Raw genomic sequence first — 22458 nt, 5'->3', positions numbered from 1 at the left:
GCATGGTCGTTCGATCCATTCGCGAAGAAGCCGTCCTGCTGCTGCGTCAGGGCGTTCGCAACACCGAGGTCGCTCGCCGACTGGATGTCCCGCGGGGCACGATCGGTTGGTGGAAGCAGCAGGACCGCATCAAGCACGGCCAAGAGCTCCCCGGTCGGCACCGATCCACCTGCACCCACTGCTACGGCGACGACCTGAACCGCCCGGCGTACGCCCACCTCCTCGGCCTCTACCTCGGCGACGGCCATATCCTCCTGCCAAATGAATACCGGCGCACGATGACCCTCCAGATCACCTGCGACGACAAGTGGCCCGGGGTCATGGACCCCGTCGAACAGACCATGCACCTGGTCTTTCCGAGGAACAGTGCCTGCCGAGTCCGACGGACCGGCTGTCATGACATCAAGCTCTACTCGAACCATCTGATCTGCCACTTCCCCCAGCACGGGCCCGGCAGGAAACACGAGCGCACCATAGCCCTGGAGTCCTGGCAGCAGGAGATCGTCGACGCCCACCCCTGGGAATTCCTGCGCGGCCTGATCCACTCCGACGGCTGCCGCATCACCAACTGGGCAACCCGCACCGTGAACGGCGTCGTCCACCGCCACGAATATCCGCGCTACTTCTTCACCAACACCTCCACCGACATCATCGGCCTCTTCACCGCCACCCTCGACACCGTCGGCGTCCAGTGGAAGGCCTCGATCCCCCGCCCCACCGGCCAGGTCAACATCTCCGTCGCCCGCAAGGACTCCGTCGCCCTCATGGACGCCCACATCGGCCCCAAGCACTGACAGCGGCATGTACGACACGGCCACGCGGCAGCGGGCGCTCGACCTCCACGCGGCCGGGCTGACCTTCAGCCAGGTCAGCCGCGCGACCGGAATATCCCGGTTCGCGATCCGCGCGTGGGCCTCCGGTGCCGTGCCCAGTCCGCGGATGACCGCCGAGTGCCCGGTCCGCAGCGGCCGGCTCGACCCCTCACGCCCGCGCGCCGACTACGCCTACCTCCTCGGCCTCTACCTCGGCGACGGCTGTGTCAGCGAGGGCCGCCGCAAGGTCTACGCCCTCCGCATCGCGTGCTGCGACGCCTGGCCCGGCCTGATCGACGAATGCGAGCGAGCCGTCTCCGCCGTCATGCCGCTCAACGGGGTTCAGCGCGTCCGCGCACCGGGCTGCACCAGTGTCGTGAGCACCAGCAAGCACTGGCCCTGCCTCTTCCCCCAGCACGGCCCCGGCCCGAAGCACCGACGGTCGATCTCCCTCGCGCCCTGGCAGCAGGAGATCGTCGACGCCCATCCGTGGGAGTTCCTGCGCGGCCTGATCCACTCCGACGGCTGCCGCATCACCAACTGGACGACGCGAACGGTCGGCGGCGTCAAGAAGCGCTACGAGTACCCGCGTTACTTCTTCACCAACACCTCGACCGACATCATCGGCCTGTTCACCGCCACCCTCGACGCCGTCGGCGTCCGGTGGAAGGCCGCGGCCCGGCCGACCGGGGCCACCAACATCTCCGTCGCCCGCAAGGACTCCGTCGCCCTCATGGACGCCCACATCGGCCCCAAGTACTGACAGTGGCGGCGCGGTTCAGTCACCCTCGGGCTCCGGCTCCACCTGTTCGTCCTGTTCGAATCGGGCTCTGGCGGCCTCGTAGGCTGCGCCCGCGCCGGGGTGGTTGAGGATCTCCTCGCGGAGCTCGCGCCAGGGGGTGTGCTCGTTCATCGCGCTCATTCCGTCCTGGGCGGCATCCCTCACACGAGGGATGCCGCCCAGGGGCCGTCAGTTGTCCAGGGTCCCGACGTGGTGGACGCGGACGAGGTTGGTGGAGCCGGCGAGGCCGGGCGGGGAGCCGGCGGTGATGACGACGATGTCGCCCTTCTGGCAGCGGCCGAGTGACAGGAGGGCCGCGTCGACCTGTTCGACCATCTGGTCGGTGGTGGGGGCGAAGGGGCCGAGGAAGGTCTCGACGCCCCAGGTGAGGGCGAGTTGGCTGCGGACGGCGGGTTCGTAGGTGAAGGCGAGGACGGGGATGGGTGAGCGGTAGCGGGTCAGCCGGCGCGCGGTGTCGCCGGACTGGGTGAAGGCGATGAGGTACTTGGCGTCCAGGAAGTCGCCGATCTCGGCGGCCGCGCGGGCGACGGCGCCGCCCTGGGTGCGCGGCTTGTTGCCGGTGGTCAGGGGCGGCAGTCCGGCGGCGAGGATGTCGGTTTCGGCGGCCTCGATGATGCGGCTCATGGTCTTGACGGTCTCGACGGGGTACTTGCCGACGGAGGTCTCGCCGGAGAGCATCACGGCGTCGGTCCCGTCGAGGACGGCGTTGGCGACGTCGGAGGCCTCGGCCCGGGTGGGCCGGGAGGCGTTGATCATCGAGTCGAGCATCTGGGTGGCGACGATGACCGGCTTGGCGTTGCGCTTGGCGAGCTTGACGGCGCGCTTCTGGACGAGCGGGACCTGTTCGAGGGGCATCTCCACGCCCAGGTCGCCGCGGGCCACCATGATTCCGTCGAAGGCGTCGACGATGGATTCCAGGTTGTCGACCGCCTGCGGCTTCTCGATCTTGGCGATGACGGGGACGAGGCGCCCCTCCTCGGCCATGATCCGGTGGACGTCCTCGATGTCGCGGCCGCTGCGGACGAAGGAGAGCGCGATCAGGTCGGCGCCGGTGCGCAGGCCCCACCGCAGGTCGGCGACGTCCTTGTCGCTGAGTGCGGGGACGGAGACGGCGACGCCGGGGAGGTTGAGGCCCTTGTGGTCGGAGACGAGGCCGCCTTCGATGACGAGGCAGCGCACGCGCGGCCCGTCGACCTCGACGACCTCCAGGGTGACCCGGCCGTCGTCGACGAGGATGCGCTCGCCGCGGGTGACGTCCGCGGCGAGGCCGGGGTAGGTGGTGCCGCAGATGTCCTTGTCTCCGACGACGCCGTTGTCGGTGGAGATGGTGAACTCGTCGCCGCGTTCGAGAAGTACGGGGCCGTGGGCGAAGGTGTCGAGCCGGATCTTCGGGCCTTGAAGGTCGACGAGGATGCCGACGCTGCGGCCGCTCTCGTCGGCGGCCTTGCGGACGCGGCGGTAGCGTTCCTCGTGCTCGTCGTGGGATCCGTGGCTGAGGTTGAAGCGGGCGATGTCCATTCCGGCGTCGACCAGGGATTTGATCTGGTCGTACGAGTCGGTGGCCGGCCCGAGGGTGCAGACGATTTTTGCTCGGCGCATACTGCTGAGGGTAGGCATTACCGGCGCGTAACCACGACGCGGGTCCGGACGGCGGGATGACCTTTGCCGTAAGGCGAGTTGAACAATCTGACACATCCTCGGACCGGTGTGCGAGCAGCTGCCCGGGTGCCGTCGCCGTCCGGCCTTCCGATGCGAACCCGTGAAGGGGTGTTCACCCTTGGTTCACCGCCGGTTCGGCCGCCGCTCCCCGCCCGGCGGGACGCTCGTCACCCCCGGGTGACCACCCGGACGACGTAGCGGACGAGGGGGAGGCGTTCGGCATGAGACGCACTCTGGGGGTGTTGGCGGCGTTGGCCCTGCTGGGCGGGGTGACGTACGCACTGATCCCGCAGGACGACCCGGGCGGCGACATCGTCACCGTCTCCGGCCTGATCGGTTCGGAGAAGCGCGACTTCTTCCAGGATCCGCAGGTCGTCGCCGAGTTGGCCAAGCAGGGCATGAAGGTGAACGCGGAGAGCATCGGCTCCTGGCTGATGGACGGCGACGCGAAGGACTTCGCGTTCCCGGCCAGTCAGCCGCCGGCCGAGAAGCTGCGCGCGGACTGGAACATCAAGGAGGTCCCGGTCCAGCCGTTCTACTCGCCGCTGGTGATCCTCGCGCACCGCCCGGTGGCGGACGTCCTGATGGGCAACGGCCTGGCCACCCTGGACCATTCCACCGGGCTGTGGACGTTCCGGATGGACGCCTACCTGGCCGCGCTGAAGGCCGGCCGCACCTGGCCCGACCTCGCGGGCGCGACCGAGCACGCGGAGTTGAAGGGCCCGGTGTTCCTCACCACCACCGACCCGGAGACGTCCTCCTCGGGGGCGCTGCACATCGCCCTGCTGTCGTACCTGTTGAACAACCGCCAGGTGGTCTACGACCAGGCCGGGATCGACGCCACCAAGGACGTGCTGCGCACGGCGACGGCGATCCAGGGCGGCCAGAAGAGCAGCAGCGACGAGCCGTTCAAGGCCTTCCTGGCCGGGGTCGGCAATCCGCTGGTGCTCGCGTACGAGTCGCAGGCCGCCGCGATGGTGCTGAAGGGCGAGTCGACCGGCGACATGGTGGTGCTGTACCCGGACACCACCATCTACACCGACCACACCATCGTCGGCCGCACGCCGAACGGCCGGCGGCTGGCCGCCCAGCTGCACGACAACGCCGAACTGCGCCGGCTGGAGGCGAAGTTCGGCTTCCGTCCGCAGGACGACCCGGACGCCTTCGCCGCGCTGGTGAAGGGCAAGACCCCGGTCCTGGCACCCAATCTCGCGGCGGCGAAGGTCAACCAGCCGCAGATTCCCGTGCCCGACATCCTGACCAGGCTGATCAAGGCCGCCAAGGGGAAGGCTCAGTGAACTCCCGGATGAAGAAGCACAGTTGGACGGTCGCCGCGCTGGCGACCCTGCTGGCGGCCGCCGCCTGCACCTCCACCCCGCCGGGCCCGAAGCCGTCCGACCCGCCGGCCACGACGGCGCAGCCGGGGGTGCTGCGGGTGCTGGCCGGCAGCGAGCTGCAGGACCTGGCGCCGATCCTGGAGGACGCCAGGAAGGCGACCGGGGTGACGGTGCAGTTCTCCTGGACGGGCTCGCTGGACGGCGCGGACGCGGTGTCCTCGGGCCGGGCGGACGGCAAGTACGACGCGGTGTGGTTCCCGTCCAACCAGTACCTGCGGCTGGACGACGCGGGGAAGTCGAAGGTGCTGTCGGAGACGCCGGTGATGGTGTCTCCGGTGGCGGTGGGGGTGCGCTCCTCGGTCCTCAACGAGCTCGGCTGGGGGGACGGTTCGAAGGTCTCCTGGGCGCAGATCGGGGATGCGGCGTCGGCCGGGAAGCTGGCGTACGGGATGGCGGACCCGTCCCGGTCGAACTCGGGCTTCTCGACGCTGGTGGCGGTGGCGTCGGCGTTCTCGGGTGCGGGGGCGGCGCTGACCGAGGGGGACGTGCAGAAGGCGGCGCCGCAGTTGAAGCAGTTCTTCACCGGCCAGAAGCTGACGTCGGGTTCCTCGGGATGGCTGGCGCAGGCGTACACCCGGGCGGAGCCGGGCAAGGTCGGGGCGCTGGTGAACTACGAGTCGGTGCTGCTGTCGATGAACAAGTCGCTGGCGGCGGACCAGCAGTTGACGGTGATCCGCCCGGTGGACGGGGTGGTGTCGGCGGACTATCCGCTGTCGTTGCTGTCCTCGTCCGCGCAGCGGGAGCGGGACTCCTTCCAGCGGTTGACGGCGTACCTGTTGAAGGAGGACGTGCAGAAACGGATCTCCGAGGCGACGCTGCGCCGCCCGGTGGCGCCGGGGGTGTCGCCGGCGGCCGGGCTGCCGGCGGACCGGCGGCGGGAGCTGCCGTTCCCGGGGAGCCGGGCGGTGGCGGACGGGCTGCTGGCCTCGTACCAGAACGAGCTGCGGCGGCCGTCGCGGACGGTGTACGTGCTGGACACCTCGGGGTCGATGGAGGGTTCGCGGATCTCGGCGCTGAAGTCGGCGCTGGGCCGGTTGACGGGGGCGGACGACACCCGGGCGGTGCGCCGGTTCCGGGACCGCGAGGAGGTGACGCTGATCTCCTTCGCGTCGAAGGTGAAGTGGGCGAGGACGCACGCGGTGCCGGCCTCGGGGAGCAAGCCGGGCCCGGAGGCGGAGCTGGCGTCGATCAACGCGGACGTGCAGTCGCTGGCGGCGTCGGGGGGTACGGCGCTGTACGACTCACTGGAGGAGGCGTACCGGGTGATCGACCGGCAGCAGTCGGCGGCGGGGGACGACCGGTTCACGTCGATCGTGCTGATGACCGACGGGGAGAGCAACGAGGGGGCTTCGGACGGGGACTTCAAGCATTTCCACGACGGGCTGCCGTCCGGGCAGAAGTCGATCCCGGTGTTCCCGATCAAGTTCGGGGAGGCGGCGGTGGGCCAGTTGCAGGGGATCGCGGACGTGAGCGGCGGCAAGCTGTTCGACGGGTCGGGTTCGCTGGACGGGGTGTTCGAGGAGATTCGTGGCTACCAGTGACGGGGCCGGCCGGCGGGTGCTGCGGTACCTGGAGTCGGCCCGGAACCTGGTCGGCTGCGGGGGCGGCGCGGTGGGGCTGGGGCTGCACTTCGCCGGGCTGGGCGGGGCGTGGTGGCCGGCGGTGGTGGCGGGGCTGTACGGGGCGGGCGCGCTGCTGACGCCGGGCCCGCGGACGGAGCCGCCCGTCGTCCTGCCCGTCGATCCGCTGGTGCCGCCGCTGCCGGCGACGCCCAGGCCGGAACCGGAGCCCACTCCGGAGCCCGATCCCGAGCTCGCGGCGCTGTCCGACTACCTGGCCACGGTGCCGCTGCCGGATTCGGCCGGTGTGGCGGGCCTGTTGACGGCGCTGCGCGCGACGGAGCCGGGGCCGGTGCCCGAGGAGATCGTGCGGCACCGGCTGCCGGTGGCGGTGGCCGGCTACCTGCGGGCGCTGACCTGGCGGCCGTGGGCGGGGCCGGACGCGCCGGACCCGGAGGCGGAGCTCGGCCGCGAGGTGCGCCGACTGGTCGCCGACCTGACCTGACGGTCCTGCCTGAGGAAGCCCAGGCAGGACCCGGCAGGACCCCGAGGGTCCTGCCCCGGGGCCCCTTACCACCCCACCCTCCGCGCACCCCCGTCACGAACGAGTCGCCAAGATCTCACCTGCTGGAAACGTCGGAGGGCTATTCACCGGCCAGGCCCGCACGGCACACTTCTACGCGCGTCCTTCTACGCGCGTCGATGCGCGTCGGCACGCCACCCGAACACCAGTTGACGGCCCATCGGCCCGTCAGTCCCCACCCGGGAGAGTCGTCCATGCCCCTGAACCGCCGTGACTTCGTCACCCGGTCCGCCGCCACCGCCGCCGGCGCCGCCCTGACCGGCGGAGCAGTCGTCGCCGCCGCCCCCGCCGCCGTGGCCGCCGAGCCGGCTCCGGCGGCCGCCAAGGGCAAGCGCAAGGGCCGCAAGCAGGCCTTCACCGTCATGGGCACCACCGACCTGCACGGCCGGGTGCTCAACTGGGACTACTTCACCGACGCCGTGTACGCCGACAAGGCGCACAACGACGTCGGCCTCGCCAAGATCTCCACCCTGGCCAACCAGGTCCGCGAGGAGAAGGGCTGGGACCGCTGCCTGCTGATCGACTCCGGCGACATCATCCAGGGCACCCAGCTGACCTACTACTACGCCCGGATCGAGCCGATCGCCACCGACGGCGACAACGTGCCCGACCACCCGATGGCCGTCGCCATGAACCTCATGGGCTACGACGCCGCCGCGCTCGGCAACCACGAGTTCAACTACGGCATCCCCACCCTGAAGGCCTTCGAGGACCAGCTGGAGTTCCCGCTGCTGGGCGCCAACGCGCTGCACGCGAAGAACGAGAAGCCGGCCTTCAAGCCGTACGTGATCAAGGAGGTGTGGCTGGACGAGGACACCCCGCTGAAGGTCGGCATCCTCGGCCTCACCAACCCGGGCATCGCGATCTGGGACAAGGCCAACGTCACCGGCAAGATGGTCTTCCCGGGCATCGTCGAGACGGCCGCCAAGTACGTGCCCCGGATGAAGGCCGCGGGCGCGGACGTCATCGTCGTCTCCGCCCACTCCGGCATCGACGAGCCGACCACCTACGGCGACCAGCTGCCCTGGCCCGAGGACGCCTCCGGTGAGATGGCCGAGACCGTTCCGGGCATCGACGCGGTGCTGGTGGGCCACACCCACAAGGAGGTGGCGCAGCGGCTGATCGTCAACAAGAAGACCGGTAAGACCGTGGTGCTCTCCGAGCCGCTGTGCTGGGGCCAGCGCCTGAGCTGCTTCGACTTCGACGTCGAGTTCGCCGACGGCGCGTGGAAGGTCCTCTCGGCGTCCTCGCGGGTGCTGAACTCCAACACCGTGCCGGAGAACCCGGAGATCGTGGACGCGCTGACCGAGCAGCACAAGAAGGTCGTGGCGTACGTCAACCAGCAGATCGGCACCTGCAAGACGGATCTGTCGATCGCCGAGGCGCGGTTCCGGGCGACCCCGATCATCGACCTGATCGGCCGGGTGCAGGCGGACGCGGTGAAGGCGGCGCTGGCGGGCGGGCAGTACGCCAACCTGCCGGTGCTGGCGCAGGCGGCGCCGTTCAACCGGACGGCGCTGATCCCGGCGGGCCAGGTGAAGCTGCGCGACGCGGCGGGCCTGTACATCTACGAGAACACCCTGGAGGCGCGCGTCCTGACGGGTGCGCAGCTGAAGGACTACCTGGAGTTCTCGGCCAAGTACTACAACCAGCTGGCCCCGGGCGCGCCGGTCGACAAGGACGCGCTGACCGGTGCGGAGACCACGCCGGACTACAACTACGACTCGCTGTACGGGCTGAGCTACGACATCGACATCGCGCAGCCGAAGGGCCGGCGGATCGTCAACCTGTCGTTCCAGGGCAAGCCGATCGACCCGGCCGCGCAGTTCGTCCTGGCGGTCAACAACTACCGTGCCAACGGCGGCGGCAACTTCCCGCACGTGGCGCAGGCCAAGCTGGTCTGGTCGAACTCGGACGAGATCCGCAACACGATGATCGCCTGGGTGAAGGCCAAGGGCGTCATCGACCCGGCCGACTTCTTCACCGACTCCTGGCGCCTGGTGCGCGCCGGCCAGCCGGTGTTCTAGCCCGCCCGGCCCCTCAGCCACACCCGACCGAACCGAGGAGCCCCGCGCCGCAGCCGCGGCCGGGGCTCCTTCGTCATGTCCGGGCCCCTTTCGTCGCGTCCGGGCCCGTCACTCCGCCGTCACACCGGGTCTACTCAGTCGCTCCGTGACCTGACTATCCTTCAACGAAGTTTCACGACATGTCGATTGCATAACATTCGGAAAGGGACATGGTGGGCAAAAAAACTGCAAGGGTTCTCATACCCTCCCTGCTCGGCGCCCTGCTGGCTCCCCTGTCACCAGGGTCGGCATCCGCGGCCACGGCACCGTCCGTGTGGGTGGAGAGCGGCTACGACCACGTCTTCTCGTCCTCGGCCGTCCCCGGCCGCGCCACCCCGCGGGTCGACCTGTTCGCCGCCCGCAACGAGACCCAGGCGGCCCAGATCGCGGTGCGCTCCGGCGCCCAGCTGACCGGCCTCCAGCTGGTCCCCGGCGACCTGGCCGGTCCGGGCGGGGCCACCATCCCGGCCTCGCGGATCACCGTGAACCGGGAGTACAACCACCCGAACGTCGACAAGAAGACCGGCTGGGCGGGCAACGACCACCAGGAGCCCCCGGACGGCGGGACGAGCTACTACGACGCGCTGGTCGAGAACACCCCGTACAGCCTCGCCGCCAACACCACCCAGCCGTACTACTACAGCGTCGCGGTGCCGACCGGGCAGGCCCCCGGCGTCTACACCGGGCGGGCCACCGTACAGAGTTCGGCCGGCGCGGTGGACGTCCCGGTCTCGGTGACGGTGTACGACGCGGCGGTGCCGCCGGCCAACCGGTCGACGTTCCGGATGAACAACTGGTTCACCTCGGTCGGCTGGGACTACAACTGGACCGAGGCCTCGATCCCCGCGCAGTACACCAAGAGCGACGGCTCGGGCGCGCCGGTCAAGGCCTTCGACGAGGACTGGTGGAAGGTCATCACCAACTTCGCCGCCGACCACGCCAAGCACCGCAACAACGTGGTCTACGCCGACTTCCAGGCCCTGTCCATCCCGGACACCACGTCGGACGCCAACGGCAAGCTGACCTTCAGCTGGAAGAACTTCGACCGCTTCCTGCAGACCTTCCAGGACGCCGGCGCCCTGCAGTACATCTACACCCCCACCCTGCTGGAGGGCAGCAGCAACCTGGAGACCCTCGTCCCGGACGGCCGGGGCGGTGTCCAGAAGGTGTTCCAGCAGGCCGGTTCGGACGCGGCCGGCACGTACCTGGACACGGTGTTCAAGGCGTTGAAGGACCACCTCGACACCAAGTGCCTGGACGCGGGGCCGACCTGTGCCCCGGGGCGGCGCTGGAGCGACGTCTTCTACATGAGCGCCGTCGACGAGCCCAACCCCGCCGACGACGTGCAGACCCGGAGCGCGGTGTGGCTCTACGACCACTACAAGCGCGCGTTCCCGGCCGGGCTGAGCAACGAGTCCCGCCAGAGCCCGGTCCCCGGCATCGACGGCTCGCTCAGCACGGTGACCTCCATCGGCGGGCCGCAGTACGACGAGAACATGGCGTACTACCAGAACCTCCGCCTCTCCGGGAAGGACTTCTGGCTCTACTACTGCAACAACCCCACCGACAAGCACCTCAACCGCTACATCAGCTACCCGCTGTCCGACTCCCGGCTGACGCCGTGGATGGTGGCGTCCGCCGGCGGCAACGGCTTCCTGCACTGGGGCTGGAACATCTGGACCGACCCGAACAACAACTACGCCCCCCTCGACACCTTCAACGGCGGGATGGACGGCGACTTCTACCTCGTCCGTCCGAACAAGGCCACCTACGGCGTCTACGACAGCGTCCGCAGCGAGGCCCTGCTCGCCGGCATCCAGGACTACGAGCTGCTGCACCAGCTCTCCGCCACCAAGCCGGTGCTGGCCCGCGCGCTCATCGGCTCGCTGATCAGTGGCACCACCAACTTCTCCACCTCCGGCGCGGCGGCCGACCAGCGGCACCGGCAGATCCTCGACGCGCTCGCCTCCCCCGCCCCGGACGCGGCCTTCCCGTTCGGCGACGACTTCGGCGCGGACAAGGACGCCTCCTGGCGCACCGCCCGCGGCTCCTGGTCGGCGGCCGGGGACGGCGGGTACGTGCAGAGTGACGCCAACTCCGGCTGGGACGTGGTCGCGGGGCTGACCGGGCGCGCGTACCAGGACGTCTCGGCCTCCGTCGACGTCCGGATCACCGGTGTCAGGCCCGACGGCGGCGACACCAACTGGGCGGGCATGGTGGTCCGCAACCAGAACCCGACCGAGTCGCAGACCGGGTACCTGGTCGCGCTGCGCAACACCGGCGAGGTGTTCGTCAACCGCAGCGGCGTCCCGCTGGCGTCGGCCAAGGTGCCGGGCTACACCCCGGGCCAGACGGTCAGCCTGCGGGTGTCCGCCCAGGGCGGCACGATCAAGGTGTACGCCGGGGTCGTCCAACTGCTCACCGTGACCGACCAGGGCTACCCGGTCGGAGGCTTCGGCCTCGCCACCGGCGGGGCGTCCGCCCGCTTCGAGCACGTGCGGCTCAACCCGGGCACCGACCCGGCGGAGAACGCCGCCGTCGTCACCTCCAGCACGTACGAGGGCGACGGCTGGAGCACGGCCGCGCTGACCGACGGGCGCCGGGGCCTGGCCACCGGCACCAACGGCTGGAGCAGCAACGCCGGCGTGAACGCGGACCACAGCGAGTGGGCGCAGCTGGACCTCGGCTCGACCAGGCGGATCAGCCGGGTGGACCTCCACCCGCGCGCCGACGGTGCGGCCGCCGGCAAGGGCTTCCCGGTGGACTTCACCATCCAGGTCTCCGCGGACGGCGCCACCTGGTCGACCGTCGCCGACCGCAAGAACTACCCGAAGCCGTCGGACGCCTCCGTCCAGACCTTCCCGTTCCAGCCCGCCGACGTGCGCTACGTCCGGGTGACGGGGACCAGGCTCGGCACCGACCCGAACGGCCAGTACCGGATGCAGTTCGCCGAGGTCGAGGCGGCGGGCGGCGAGCTGGCGGTCAACCGGCCGGTCCTGGCGTCGAGTTCGGCGGGCCCCTACAGCTGGCGGCCGGCCGCGGTCAACGACGGCGTCGCGAACTCCACCCTCGACTACTCGATGGGCTGGAGCAGCGCCCGTTCCACCGGGCCCGGTGCGAACGAGTGGGTCACCGTGGACCTCCAGGGCCCCAGCCTGATCAGCCGGGTGAGCCTGACCCCGCGCAATGACGGCGCCAACACCGGCCTGGGCTTCCCGGTGGACTACACCGTCCAGGTCTCGGCGGACGGCTCCACCTGGTCGACCGTCGCCACCCGGACGGGCACGCCGCGCCCCGGCGCGGCGCCGCAGGTCCTCACCTTCGCTCCGACCACGGCCCGGTACGTGAAGGTCACCGGCACCCGGCTGAGCGCCGACCAGTTCGGCGACTACTACCTTCAGCTCGGTGAACTCGGCGTGAGCTGACCCCGGACCGCTCTCGGGCCCCCGGCGGCATCCGCCGGGGGCCTCGCGCTGTCAAAAGCGGCACCGCCAAAAACGGCAGCGCCAAAGCAGAGCAAGAACGCTCAGAACGGGAAGGCCGTGCGCCCGTGCTGGACGGAGATCCACTTCACGGTGGTGAACGCGTCCACCGTGGACTCCCCGTTGAGCCGCCCGATGCCGGAGTTCTTCTCCCCGCCGAACGGCACCGCCGGCTCGTCGGCGATGGTCCCGCCGTTGACGTGGATCATGCCGGTCTCGATCCGGTGCGCGACCCGGACGCCGCGCTCGACGTCGCCGGTGTGCACCGCGCCGCTGAGCCCGAAGGGGCTGTCGTTGGCGAGCCGGACGGCCTCGTCCTCGCCGTCGAAGGGCACCACGAGCACGACCGGACCGAAGAGTTCGCGCTGGAGGATCGGCGCGTCCTCGGCCAGGCCGGTGAGGACGACGGGCTCCATCAGGCTGCCGACGGTGGTGCCGCGCAGCAGTGCGGTGGCGCCGGCGGCGATGGCCTGGTCGACCTGGGCGGTAATGGTGTCGGCCTGGACGGGGTTGATCAGCGGGCCGATCTGGGTGGCCGGGTCCTTGGGGTCGCCGACGGTGAGCGAGGAGATCTTCGCGACGAACTTGGCGGTGAACTCGGCCTCGACGGAGCGGTCGACGAGGACGCGGTTGGCGGCCATGCAGACCTGGCCCTGGTGGGCGAAGCGGCTGAACACGGCGGCGTCCACGGCGTAGTCGAGGTCGGCGTCGTCGAGCACGATCAGCGCGCTGTTGCCGCCGAGTTCGAGCACGGTCCGCTTGAAGTTGGCGGCGGCGACGGTGGCGACGTGCCGGCCGATCCGGTCGGAGCCGGTGAAGGCGATGACCTTGGGCACGGGGTGCTCGATGAAGGCGTCGCCGATCTCGGCGATGTCGGTGACCACGACGTTGAACAGCCCGGCCGGCAGGCCCGCCTCCTCGAAGAGCCGGGCGATCAGGGTGCCGCCGACGATCGGGGTCTCCTGGTGCGGCTTGAGCACCACGCCGTTGCCGAGCGCGAGGGCGGGGGCGACGGCCTTGATCGAGAGGTACAGCGGGAAGTTGAACGGGCTGATCACGCCGACGACGCCGACCGGCAGCCGGTAGAGGCGGTTCTCCTGGCCCTCCGTGATCGAGGGCAGCAGCCGGCCCTCCAGGCCGAGGGCCACCCGCAGGCAGTCCCGCAGCATGTCCTTGACCAGGGAGAGTTCGAAGGCGGCCTTGAGCGCGGTGCCGCCGAGTTCGGCCATGATGGCGCGGGTGATCTCCTCCTCGCGCTCCTCGATCAGGCGCAGCACGCGTTCGAAGACGAGCCGGCGGGCGTAGGGGGTGGTGGCGGCCCACTGCTTCTGGGTCCGTTCGGCGGCCCGGTAGGCCCGGTCGACCTCGGCGATGGTGGCGACGGTGATGGTGGCGAGCTTGTCGCCGGTGTAGGGGTCGACGTCGACGATGTCCCAGGAGCCGCTGCCGCTGCACCATTCGCCGTCGATGTACTGCAGCGCCAACTCGGAGAAGTACGACATCTGATCCCTCTCGTGCCGATTCGGGGAACGTCGGCGGGCGAGCCGCTACGGCCCGGTCTGATTGGGCATCATCGTACTGACGTCTTACAGCTCTTGGCGTACGGAGTACAGGAGCTGCCGGGTCTGTTCGGGGTCGAGGCTGTCGGCGAGCAGTCCTTCCATGGCGTGGCGGTACTCGGCGACCTCGGCCGGCTTGTCGAGGTAGAGCGCGGTGGTGAACTGTTCGACGTAGACGACGTCGGCGAGTTCGGGTTCGGCGAAGCCGAGCACGGTGAAGGCGCCGCTCTCGGCGCTCAGTCCGGCGCAGCCCAGCGGCAGCACCCGGAGCCGGACGTTGGGCAGTTCGCCGAGTTCGAGCAGCCGGTCGATCTGGTTGCGCATCAGCTCGGGGCCGCCCCAGGGGCGGCGCAGCGCGGCCTCGTCGAGGATCGCGAGCAGGCGGGGGCCGCTCTCGGCGGTGAGCAGGGCCTGGCGTTTGAGCCGGACCTCGACGCGGCGTTCGATCTCGCCGGGGTCGGTGACGTGGCCGCCGGCGGCGATGACGGCGCGGGCGTAGTCGGCGGTCTGGAGCAGCCCGTGGACGAACTGGACCTCGTAGCTGCGGATCTCGGCGACGGCCTCTTCCAGGCCGACGTAGTTCTGGAACCAGGCGGGCAGCACGTCGCCGTACTCGTGCCACCAGGAGGTGGCGTTGGCGTCCCGGACGAGTCCGAGGACGGTGGCGCGCTCCTGCTCGGCCTCGACGCCGTAGAGGGTGAGCAGGTCGGCGACGTCGCGTTCCTTGAAGCCGACCCGGCCGAGTTCCATCCGGCTGATCTTGGATTCGGAGGCGCGGATCGAGTAGCCGGCCTCCTCGCGGCTGACCCCCCTGGCCTCACGGAGCTTGCGCAGCTGGGTGCCGAGCAGCAGGCGCCGTACCGTGGCGCCTCCGCTTGTCTGAGTCGTGCTCATCGCGTCAACCTCCGCACTCGCGCAGCAGCCCCCCGGCCGTCGGCGGCAGTCTGCCACCTGGCACCGACGAACAACAGTCCGTCCGGTCAGGCCCTCCCGCGCGGCGTCCGGAACGGGCCTACGGTAGACCCAAGTCCTGGGAAATGTCTGAGAGTTGACACGACTCTTGACGGGCCTGCCATCTTCAAGGTAGGGCGGCGGACCCCCGGGGGAACGCGACGGCGCCCGCCCTCCAACTGGTCGGGGAAGAGGGCAGGCGCCAGGAGACCGCGTTGGCCCGGCGACTCTGGCGGGGGCAGCGGGTTGAGCTCCCGGCGATGCGGCACCGGGGGTTCGGGGGGGCCGGTCGGCCCGTCAGACGACCAGCGGGCGGTCGGTGGGACGGATCGGGGCCGGCAGTGGGGTCTTGCCACCGAGGTACTTGTCCACCGCGGCTGCGGCCGAGCGGCCTTCCGCGATGGCCCAGACGATCAGCGACTGACCGCGGCCGGCGTCTCCGCAGACGTACACGCCATCGACATTGGTGGCGAACCGGCCGTCGCGGCCAATGTTACCGCGCGCGTCCAGGTCCACGCCGAGCTGCTCGACCAGGCCGTTGCGGACGTCGGTGCCGGTGAAGCCCATGGCCAGGGTGACGAGCTGCGCCGGGACGGCCCGCTCGGTGCCGGGGACGGGCTCGAAGCGGCCGTCCCTGAACTCGACCTCGACGAGGTGCAGCTCCTGGACGTTGCCGTCCTCGTCGCCGGTGAAGTGGGTGGTGTTCACGGAGTAGATCCGCTCGCCGCCCTCCTCGTGCGCGGAGGTGACCTTGTAGGTCATCGGCATGGTCGGCCAGGGCTGGTGGCCGGGGCGCTCCTCGGAGGGCCGCGGCATGATCTCCAGCTGGGTGACGGAGGCCGCGCCCTGGCGGTGGGCGGTGCCGACGCAGTCGGCGCCGGTGTCGCCGCCGCCGATGACGACGACGTGCTTGCCCTTGGCGCTGATCGGCGACTCGACGAAGTCGCCCTCCTGCACCTTGTTGGCCAGCGGCAGGTACTCCATGGCCTGGTGGACGCCCTTGAGCTCGCGCCCGGGCACCGCCAGGTCGCGCGCGGTGGTGGCGCCGGCGGCGACGACGACGGCGTCGAAGCGCTCGCGCAGCTGCTGGCCGGTGATGTCCTCGCCGACGTGCACGCCGGTGCGGAAGCGGGTGCCCTCCGCGCGCATCTGCTCGACGCGGCGGTTGATGTGGCGCTTCTCCATCTTGAACTCGGGGATGCCGTAGCGCAGCAGGCCGCCGACGCGGTCGGCGCGCTCGTACACGACGACGGTGTGCCCGGCCCGGGTGAGCTGCTGGGCGACGGCCAGGCCGGCCGGGCCGGAGCCGACGACGGCGACGGTCTTGCCGGACAGCCGCTCCGGGACCTGCGGCGTGACGCCGCCGCGGTCCCAGGCCTTGTCGATGATGGTGACCTCGACGTTCTTGATGGTCACCGCGTCCTGGTTGATGCCGAGCACGCAGGCCGACTCGCAGGGCGCCGGGCAGAGGCGGCCGGTGAACTCCGGAAAGTTGTTGGTCGCGTGCAGCCGCTCGATCGCGCCGACGAAGTCGTCCCGGTAGGCGAGGTCGTTCCACTCGGGGATGAGGTTCCCGAGCGGGCAGCCGTTGTGGCAGAACGGGATGCCGCAGTCCATGCAGCGGCCGGCCTGCTCGGTGATGATCGGCAGGAGGCTGCGCTCGACGTAGACCTCGTTCCAGTCCCGCAGGCGCACGTCGACGGGGCGCCGCTCGGCCAGCTGCTTGGGCGTGGTCAGGAAGCCCTTGGGGTCAGCCATTAGCCGCCTCCATCATCTTGCGAGTGGTCTCGGCCTCGGAGAGGCCGTCGCGCTCAGCGGCGTCCTTGGCGGCGAGCACTGCCTTGTAGTCGGTCGGCATGATCGTGGAGAAGCGGGAGACCCCGCTGCCCCAGTCGGCCAGGAGTTCGGCGGCGACGGTGGAGCCGGTCTCCTCGTAGTGCTGCTGCACGGTCTCGCGCAGCCAGTCGCGGTCGGCGGCGGAGGGGGCCTCGATGCCCACCAGGCCGTCGTTGACGTTCGCGGGGCGCAGGTCCAGGACGTAGGCGATGCCGCCGGACATGCCGGCCGCCAGGTTGCGCCCGGTCTCGCCGAGGATGACGACCCGGCCGCCGGTCATGTACTCCAGGCCGTGGTCGCCCACGCCCTCGACGACCAGGGTGGCGCCGGAGTTGCGGACGGCGAAGCGCTCGCCGGCCTTGCCGCGCAGGTGGATCCGGCCGGAGGTGGCGCCGTAGCCGATGGTGTTGCCGGCGATGACGTGGTTCTGCGCGTCGTTGCCGATGGCCGCGGCGTCGCGGGCCGGGCGGACGATCACGACGCCGCCGGAGAGGCCCTTGCCGACGTAGTCGTTGGCGTCGCCCTCCAGCCGCAGGGTCACGCCGCGCGGCACGAAGGCGCCGAAGGACTGCCCGGCGGAGCCGGTGAAGGTGACGTCGATGGTGCCCTCGGGCAGGCCCTCGCCGCGGTAGCGCTTGGTCACCTCGTGGCCGAGCATGGTGCCGACGGTGCGGTTGACGTTGCGGATCGGCAGCTGGATGCGGACGGTCTCGCCGCGCTCCAGGGCGTCCTCGGCGAGCGTGATCAGCTGGTTGTCCAGGGCCTTGTCGAGCGCGTGGTCCTGGGAGGTGGTGCGGTGGCGGGCCGCGCCCTCGGGCAGCTGCGGGACGTGGAAGAGCGGGGCCAGGTCGAGCCCGGCGGCCTTCCAGTGGTCGATGGCGGCGGCCGCGTCGATGTGCTCGGCGTGGCCGACGGCCTCCTCGATCGTGCGGAAGCCCAGCTCGGCGAGGATCTCCCGGACCTCCTCGGCGATGAACTCGAAGAAGTTGACCACGAACTCGGGCTTGCCGGAGAAGCGCTCGCGCAGCACCGGGTTCTGGGTGGCGACGCCGACCGGGCAGGTGTCCAGGTGGCAGACGCGCATCATGATGCAGCCGGAGACGACCAGCGGCGCGGTGGCGAAGCCGAACTCCTCGGCGCCGAGCAGCGCGGCGATGACGACGTCGCGGCCGGTCTTGAGCTGGCCGTCGGTCTGCACGACGATGCGGTCGCGCAGGCCGTTGAGCAGCAGGGTCTGCTGGGTCTCGGCGAGGCCGAGCTCCCAGGGGCCGCCCGCGTGCTTCAGCGAGGTCAGCGGGGAGGCGCCGGTGCCGCCGTCGTGCCCGGAGACCAGCACCACGTCGGCGTGCGCCTTGGAGACGCCCGCGGCGACCGTGCCGACGCCGACCTCGGACACCAGCTTCACGTGGATGCGGGCGGCCGGGTTGGCGTTCTTGAGGTCGTGGATGAGCTGCGCCAGGTCCTCGATCGAGTAGATGTCGTGGTGCGGCGGCGGCGAGATCAGGCCGACACCCGGGGTGGAGTGCCGGGTCTTGGCGACCCACGGGTAGACCTTGTGGCCGGGCAGCTGGCCGCCCTCGCCGGGCTTGGCGCCCTGGGCCATCTTGATCTGGATGTCGTCGGCGTTGACCAGGTACTCGGAGGTGACGCCGAAGCGGCCGGAGGCGACCTGCTTGATGGCCGAGCGGCGCTCGGGGTCGTACAGGCGGTCCGGGTCCTCGCCGCCCTCGCCGGTGTTGGACTTGCCGCCGAGGCGGTTCATCGCGATGGCGAGGGTCTCGTGCGCCTCCAGGGAGATGGAGCCGTACGACATGGCGCCGGTGGAGAAGCGCTTGACGATCTCGGAGACGGACTCGACCTCCTCGACCGGGATCGGGGTCCGGCCGAGGGCGTCCAGCTGGAACAGGCCGCGCAGCGTCATCAGGCGGGTGGACTGCTCGTTCACCCGGTCCGTGTACTGCTTGAAGATGTCGTACCGGCGGTTGCGGGTGGAGTGCTGGAGCCGGAAGACGGTGTCCGGGTCGAACAGGTGCGGCTCGCCCTCGCGGCGCCACTGGTACTCGCCGCCGATCTCCAGCGCGCGGTGCGCGGCCGGGATGCCGGAGGCCGGGTAGGCCTTGGCGTGGCGGGCGGCGGTCTCCTTGGCGATCTCCTCCAGGCCGATGCCGCCGAGCTTGGTGGTGGTGCCGGCGAAGTAGCCGTCGACCAGCTCCTGGGAGAGGCCGATGGCCTCGAAGACCTGGGCACCGCGGTAGGAGGCGACGGTCGAGATGCCCATCTTGGACATGACCTTGAGCACGCCCTTGCCGAGCGCCTTGATCAGGTTCTTGATGGCCTTCTCGGCCTCGACGCCCTGGATGAAGACCTTCTGGGCGACGAGGTCCTCGACGGACTCCATGGCCAGGTACGGGTTGACCGCGCCGGCGCCGTAGCCGATCAGCAGCGCGACGTGGTGCACCTCGCGGACGTCGCCGGCCTCGACCAGCAGCGACACCTGGGTGCGCTGCTTGGTGCGGATGAGGTGGTGGTGGATCGCGGAGGTGAGCAGCAGCGAGGGGATCGGGGCGTGCTCGGCGTCGGAGTGCCGGTCGGAGAGCACGACGATCCGGGCGCCGTCGGCGATCGCGGCGTCGGCCTCGGCGGCGATCTCGGCCAGCCGGGCGGCCAGGCCCTCGCCGCCGGCGGCGACCTTGTAGAGGCCGGAGAGCGTGACGGCCTTGAGGCCGGGCTGGTCGCCGTCGTGGTTGATGTGGACGAGCTTGGCCAGCTCGTCGTTGTCGATCACCGGGAAGGTGATGCCGACCGAGCGGCAGGCGGCGGCCTCGGCGGCCAGCAGGTTGCCCTCGGGGCCGAGGTTGCTGAGCAGCGAGGTGACGAGCTCCTCGCGGATGGCGTCCAGCGGCGGGTTGGTGACCTGCGCGAAGAGCTGGACGAAGTAGTCGAACAGCAGGCGCGGCTTCTCGCTGAGCGCGGCGATCGGCGAGTCGGTGCCCATCGAGCCGAGCGCCTCGCCGCCGGTCTTGGCCATCGGCGCGAGGATGACCCGCAGCTCCTCCTCGGTGTAGCCGAAGGTCTGCTGGCGGCGGGTGACCGAGGCGTGGGTGTGGAAGATGTGCTCGCGCTCGGGCAGCTTGGCGAGCTGGATCTGCCCGGCGCCGACCCACTCCGCGTAGGGGTGCTCGGCGGCGAGGGAGGACTTGATCTCCTCGTCCCCGACGATGCGGCCCTCGGCGGTGTCGACGAGGAACATCCGGCCGGGCTGCAGGCGGCCCTTCTTGACGACCTTCTCCTGCTCGATGTCGAGCACGCCGACCTCGGAGGAGAGGACGACGAGGCCGTCCTCGGTGATCCAGTAGCGGGCCGGGCGCAGGCCGTTGCGGTCGAGCACGGCGCCGATCTGGTTGCCGTCGGTGAAGGTGACGCAGGCCGGGCCGTCCCAGGGCTCCATCAGGTTGGAGTGGTACTGGTAGAAGGCGCGGCGGGCCGGGTCCATGGTGGCGTGGTTCTCCCACGCCTCCGGGATCATCATCAGCACCGAGTGCGGCAGCGAGCGGCCGCCGAGGTGGAGCAGCTCCAGGACCTCGTCGAAGGAGGCGGAGTCGGAGTGGTCCGGGGTGCAGACCGGGAAGATCCGCTCCAGGCCCCGGCCGTTGCGGTTGGCGGGGATGAGGTCGGTGGCGAGCTGGGACTCGCGGGCGCTCATCCAGTTGCGGTTGCCCTTGACCGTGTTGATCTCGCCGTTGTGGGCGACGAACCGGTACGGGTGGGCGAGCGGCCAGCTCGGGAAGGTGTTGGTGGAGAAGCGCGAGTGCACCAGGCCGACGGCGGAGGTGTAGGAGCGGTCCGACAGGTCGGGGAAGAAGGGCTCCAGCTGGCCGGTGGTCAGCATGCCCTTGTAGACGACGGTGCGCGCGGACAGCGACGGGAAGTAGACCCCGACCTCGCGCTCGGAGCGCTTGCGGACGACGAAGGCGGTCCGGTCGAGCTCGATCCCGGCCAGGCCCTCCTTGGCGAGGAAGAGCTGGCGGAAGCGCGGCATGACGCTGCGGGCGGTGGCGCCGAGCAGATCCGGGGTGACGGGGACGTCGCGCCAGCCGAGGACGGTCACGTCCTCCTCGGCCGCGATGGCCTCGATCCGCGCGACGGCGTCCGCGTCGGCGGCGTCCTCGTCGGGCAGGAAGGCGATGCCGACCGCGTAGGAGCCGGCGGCGGGGAGCTCGAAGTCGACCTTGCCGCGCAGGAAGGCGTCCGGGATCTGGGTGAGGATGCCGGCGCCGTCACCGGAGTCCGGCTCGGCGCCGGTGGCGCCGCGGTGCTCCAGGTTGCGCAGGACGGTCAGCGCCTGTTCGACGATGGTGTGGTCGGCGATGCCGGTCAGCGTGGCGACGAAACCGACGCCGCAGGCGTCGTGCTCGTTTCGCGGGTCGTACAGGCCCTGAGCGGTAGGTCGCGCATCCGGAACGAGCGCGTACGGCTGGCGGGCGGCGCCGGCCTGGGGCTCGTTGGCGGAGTGCATGGATGCAGGCAGCATCGGCTCTCCCGTCGTCGTCTTTCGGCTGTGTGGTGCAAGGAGGGACGACGTTGGCCCTGATGCGATTTCGTGCAAGTTACATGATGCCCAAGATCCCGGGAAGTGGAATATCTCGTCCACATGGCGGACTGATCCGCAGGTCAAGGGGGGAATGAGAGGACGCGCCACAATGCGCGTCCCCTCGATTGTGCCCGGCGGTCGGCCGCCTGAAACAGGGGCGAAACCCGATCGCCACACGGGACGATCAAGGACGCCTGCGAATCGATCCCGGGGGCTCACCCACGGATGCGAATCCTCGGCCCCGAAGCCCGGATGGTGAGACTAGGCCAGGCACCGCCCGGCAGCCGTGTGTGGAACGTCACGCACTGGCCAGCATAGTCATGCACTCCTCCGGGTCGTCACACACCCCGACCGAAAGAGAGCACTAGCCGACGTGCCCGCCGATCAGCCACCCCAGCAGGTACGTCACCCCGGCCGCCGCCCCGCCCAGCACCAGCTGCCGCAGCCCGCTGAACCACCAGCTGCGCGCCGTCACCCGGGCCACCACCGCACCGCACAGGAACAGCCCCACCACCGACAGCAGCAGCGCCGGCACCAGCGAGGTCGCCCCCAGCAGGTACGGCAGCAGCGGCAGCAGCGCGCCCACCGCGAAGCAGACGAAGGACGACCCGGCGGCCACCCACGGTGACGGCAGGTCGTTCGGGTCGATGCCCAGCTCCTCCCGGGCGTGGATCTCCAGGGCCTGGTCCGGATTGGCGGACAGCTGCCGGGCCACCTCGTGGGCGAGGTCCGGCTCCACCCCGCGGGTGATGTACAGCTGTGCCAGCTCGGCCAGCTCGCCGTGCGGGTTGCGGCTCAGCTCCAGCCGCTCGGCCTCGATCTCGGCCTGCACCAGCTCGGCCTGCGAGGCCACCGAGGTGTACTCCCCCGCCGCCATCGAGCAGGCGCCGGCCACCAGCCCGGCGAGCCCGGTCAGCACCACCGTGCCGCTGGACGCCGAGCCGCCGACCACGCCGGTCATCAACGCGAAGTTGGAGACCAGGCCGTCCATCGCCCCGAACACGGCGGGCCGCAGCCAGCCTCCGTTCACGTCCCGGTGGTGCCCGGCAGCGGGTATGCGGGGGTGGTGCCCGGCCTCGGGCTCCAGGGTGGTCGCGCTCACGGCAGTTCCCCTCCGTTCGATTCGTCTGCCCCGACCGTAGACCGTCTGACCTGGGCATT

14 protein-coding genes are annotated in these 22458 nt (G+C 70.6%); 7 read left to right on the top strand and 7 right to left on the bottom strand.

The window, feature by feature from the left end:
• The first annotated feature begins 2 nt into the window (after positions 1-2).
• A complete protein-coding gene (locus AB0R04_RS06055) occupies positions 3-794 on the top strand; it encodes a helix-turn-helix domain-containing protein (RefSeq protein WP_363368569.1) in 792 nt (263 codons plus the stop codon).
• Between the two features lie 7 nt (positions 795-801).
• Positions 802-1575, top strand: a complete 774-nt coding sequence (locus tag AB0R04_RS06050) for a transcriptional regulator (protein WP_363368567.1) — start codon at positions 802-804, stop codon at positions 1573-1575.
• Between the two features lie 15 nt (positions 1576-1590).
• Here AB0R04_RS06050 and AB0R04_RS06045 read toward each other — a convergent pair whose 3' ends face one another.
• Positions 1591-1725, bottom strand: coding sequence for a hypothetical protein (locus tag AB0R04_RS06045; RefSeq protein WP_363368565.1), 135 nt, complete (start codon positions 1723-1725; stop codon positions 1591-1593).
• A 57-nt stretch (positions 1726-1782) separates the two neighbouring features.
• A complete protein-coding gene (pyk, locus tag AB0R04_RS06040; protein ID WP_063347153.1) occupies positions 1783-3213 on the bottom strand; it encodes a pyruvate kinase in 1431 nt (476 codons plus the stop codon).
• Positions 3214-3494: 281 nt separating this feature from the next.
• On the opposite strand from pyk, the gene AB0R04_RS06035 reads away from it, so the two are divergent.
• The 5 genes from AB0R04_RS06035 to AB0R04_RS06015 all read left to right on the top strand — a co-directional run bounded on the left by AB0R04_RS06035 (position 3495) and on the right by AB0R04_RS06015 (position 12303).
• Positions 3495-4571 (top strand): hypothetical protein, encoded by a 1077-nt coding sequence (locus AB0R04_RS06035; RefSeq protein ID WP_363368563.1) that lies wholly within the window; start codon positions 3495-3497, stop codon positions 4569-4571.
• An 8-nt stretch (positions 4572-4579) separates the two neighbouring features.
• Entirely contained in the window at positions 4580-6211 is a 1632-nt protein-coding gene (locus AB0R04_RS06030) for a VWA domain-containing protein (RefSeq protein ID WP_363368561.1), read from the top strand.
• Entirely contained in the window at positions 6198-6734 is a 537-nt protein-coding gene (locus AB0R04_RS06025) for a hypothetical protein (protein ID WP_363368559.1), read from the top strand. The genes AB0R04_RS06030 and AB0R04_RS06025 overlap by 14 nt, the downstream gene beginning before the upstream one ends.
• Before the next feature lie 272 nt (positions 6735-7006).
• The gene (locus AB0R04_RS06020; protein ID WP_363368557.1) at positions 7007-8839 is read left to right on the top strand and encodes a 5'-nucleotidase C-terminal domain-containing protein; all 1833 of its coding nucleotides are present in this window, start codon (positions 7007-7009) and stop codon (positions 8837-8839) included.
• A gap of 311 nt (positions 8840-9150) precedes the next feature.
• The gene (locus AB0R04_RS06015; RefSeq protein WP_363368555.1) at positions 9151-12303 is read left to right on the top strand and encodes a discoidin domain-containing protein; all 3153 of its coding nucleotides are present in this window, start codon (positions 9151-9153) and stop codon (positions 12301-12303) included.
• Between the two features lie 101 nt (positions 12304-12404).
• On the opposite strand, the gene AB0R04_RS06010 is transcribed toward AB0R04_RS06015, so the two are convergent.
• The 5 genes from AB0R04_RS06010 to AB0R04_RS05990 form a co-directional block, all read right to left on the bottom strand.
• On the bottom strand, positions 12405-13862 hold the full coding sequence (locus AB0R04_RS06010) for an aldehyde dehydrogenase family protein (RefSeq protein WP_063347158.1): 1458 nt from the start codon (positions 13860-13862) through the stop codon (positions 12405-12407).
• Positions 13863-13946: 84 nt separating this feature from the next.
• On the bottom strand, positions 13947-14813 hold the full coding sequence (locus AB0R04_RS06005; RefSeq protein ID WP_363368552.1) for a helix-turn-helix transcriptional regulator: 867 nt from the start codon (positions 14811-14813) through the stop codon (positions 13947-13949).
• 354 nt (positions 14814-15167) lie between these two features.
• Positions 15168-16628: a glutamate synthase subunit beta gene (locus AB0R04_RS06000; protein ID WP_363368550.1), complete on the bottom strand. Its 1461-nt coding sequence runs from the start codon at positions 16626-16628 to the stop codon at positions 15168-15170.
• Positions 16621-21222 carry a glutamate synthase large subunit gene (gltB, locus tag AB0R04_RS05995; RefSeq protein WP_363368767.1) on the bottom strand — a complete coding sequence of 1534 codons (4602 nt, stop codon included), beginning with the start codon at positions 21220-21222 and terminating at the stop codon, positions 16621-16623. Before gltB ends, AB0R04_RS06000 begins: the two co-directional genes overlap by 8 nt.
• A 439-nt stretch (positions 21223-21661) precedes the next feature.
• On the bottom strand, positions 21662-22384 hold the full coding sequence (locus AB0R04_RS05990; protein WP_363368765.1) for a VIT1/CCC1 transporter family protein: 723 nt from the start codon (positions 22382-22384) through the stop codon (positions 21662-21664).
• Positions 22385-22458 lie beyond the last annotated feature (74 nt).

The sequence above is a fragment of the Kitasatospora sp. NPDC056731 genome, from assembly GCF_040687675.1.
Lineage (GTDB): Bacteria > Actinomycetota > Actinomycetes > Streptomycetales > Streptomycetaceae > Kitasatospora.
Note: the sequence above shows the minus strand (reverse complement) of the source record. Positions and strands in the feature narration are given on the sequence as shown.

Bases quoted from the DNA above. Each gene is read 5' to 3' on its own strand.
- AB0R04_RS06055 (WP_363368569.1), top strand. From the start codon at position 3: ATGGTCGTTCGATCCATTCGCGAAGAAGCCGTCCTGCTGCTGCGTCAG.
- AB0R04_RS06050 (WP_363368567.1), top strand. From the start codon at position 802: ATGTACGACACGGCCACGCGGCAGCGGGCGCTCGACCTCCACGCGGCC.
- AB0R04_RS06045 (WP_363368565.1), bottom strand. From the start codon at position 1,725: ATGAACGAGCACACCCCCTGGCGCGAGCTCCGCGAGGAGATCCTCAAC.
- pyk (WP_063347153.1), bottom strand. From the start codon at position 3,213: ATGCGCCGAGCAAAAATCGTCTGCACCCTCGGGCCGGCCACCGACTCG.
- AB0R04_RS06035 (WP_363368563.1), top strand. From the start codon at position 3,495: ATGAGACGCACTCTGGGGGTGTTGGCGGCGTTGGCCCTGCTGGGCGGG.
- AB0R04_RS06030 (WP_363368561.1), top strand. From the start codon at position 4,580: ATGAAGAAGCACAGTTGGACGGTCGCCGCGCTGGCGACCCTGCTGGCG.
- AB0R04_RS06020 (WP_363368557.1), top strand. From the start codon at position 7,007: ATGCCCCTGAACCGCCGTGACTTCGTCACCCGGTCCGCCGCCACCGCC.
- AB0R04_RS06010 (WP_063347158.1), bottom strand. From the start codon at position 13,862: ATGTCGTACTTCTCCGAGTTGGCGCTGCAGTACATCGACGGCGAATGG.
- AB0R04_RS06005 (WP_363368552.1), bottom strand. From the start codon at position 14,813: ATGAGCACGACTCAGACAAGCGGAGGCGCCACGGTACGGCGCCTGCTG.
- AB0R04_RS06000 (WP_363368550.1), bottom strand. From the start codon at position 16,628: ATGGCTGACCCCAAGGGCTTCCTGACCACGCCCAAGCAGCTGGCCGAG.
- gltB (WP_363368767.1), bottom strand. From the start codon at position 21,222: ATGCACTCCGCCAACGAGCCCCAGGCCGGCGCCGCCCGCCAGCCGTAC.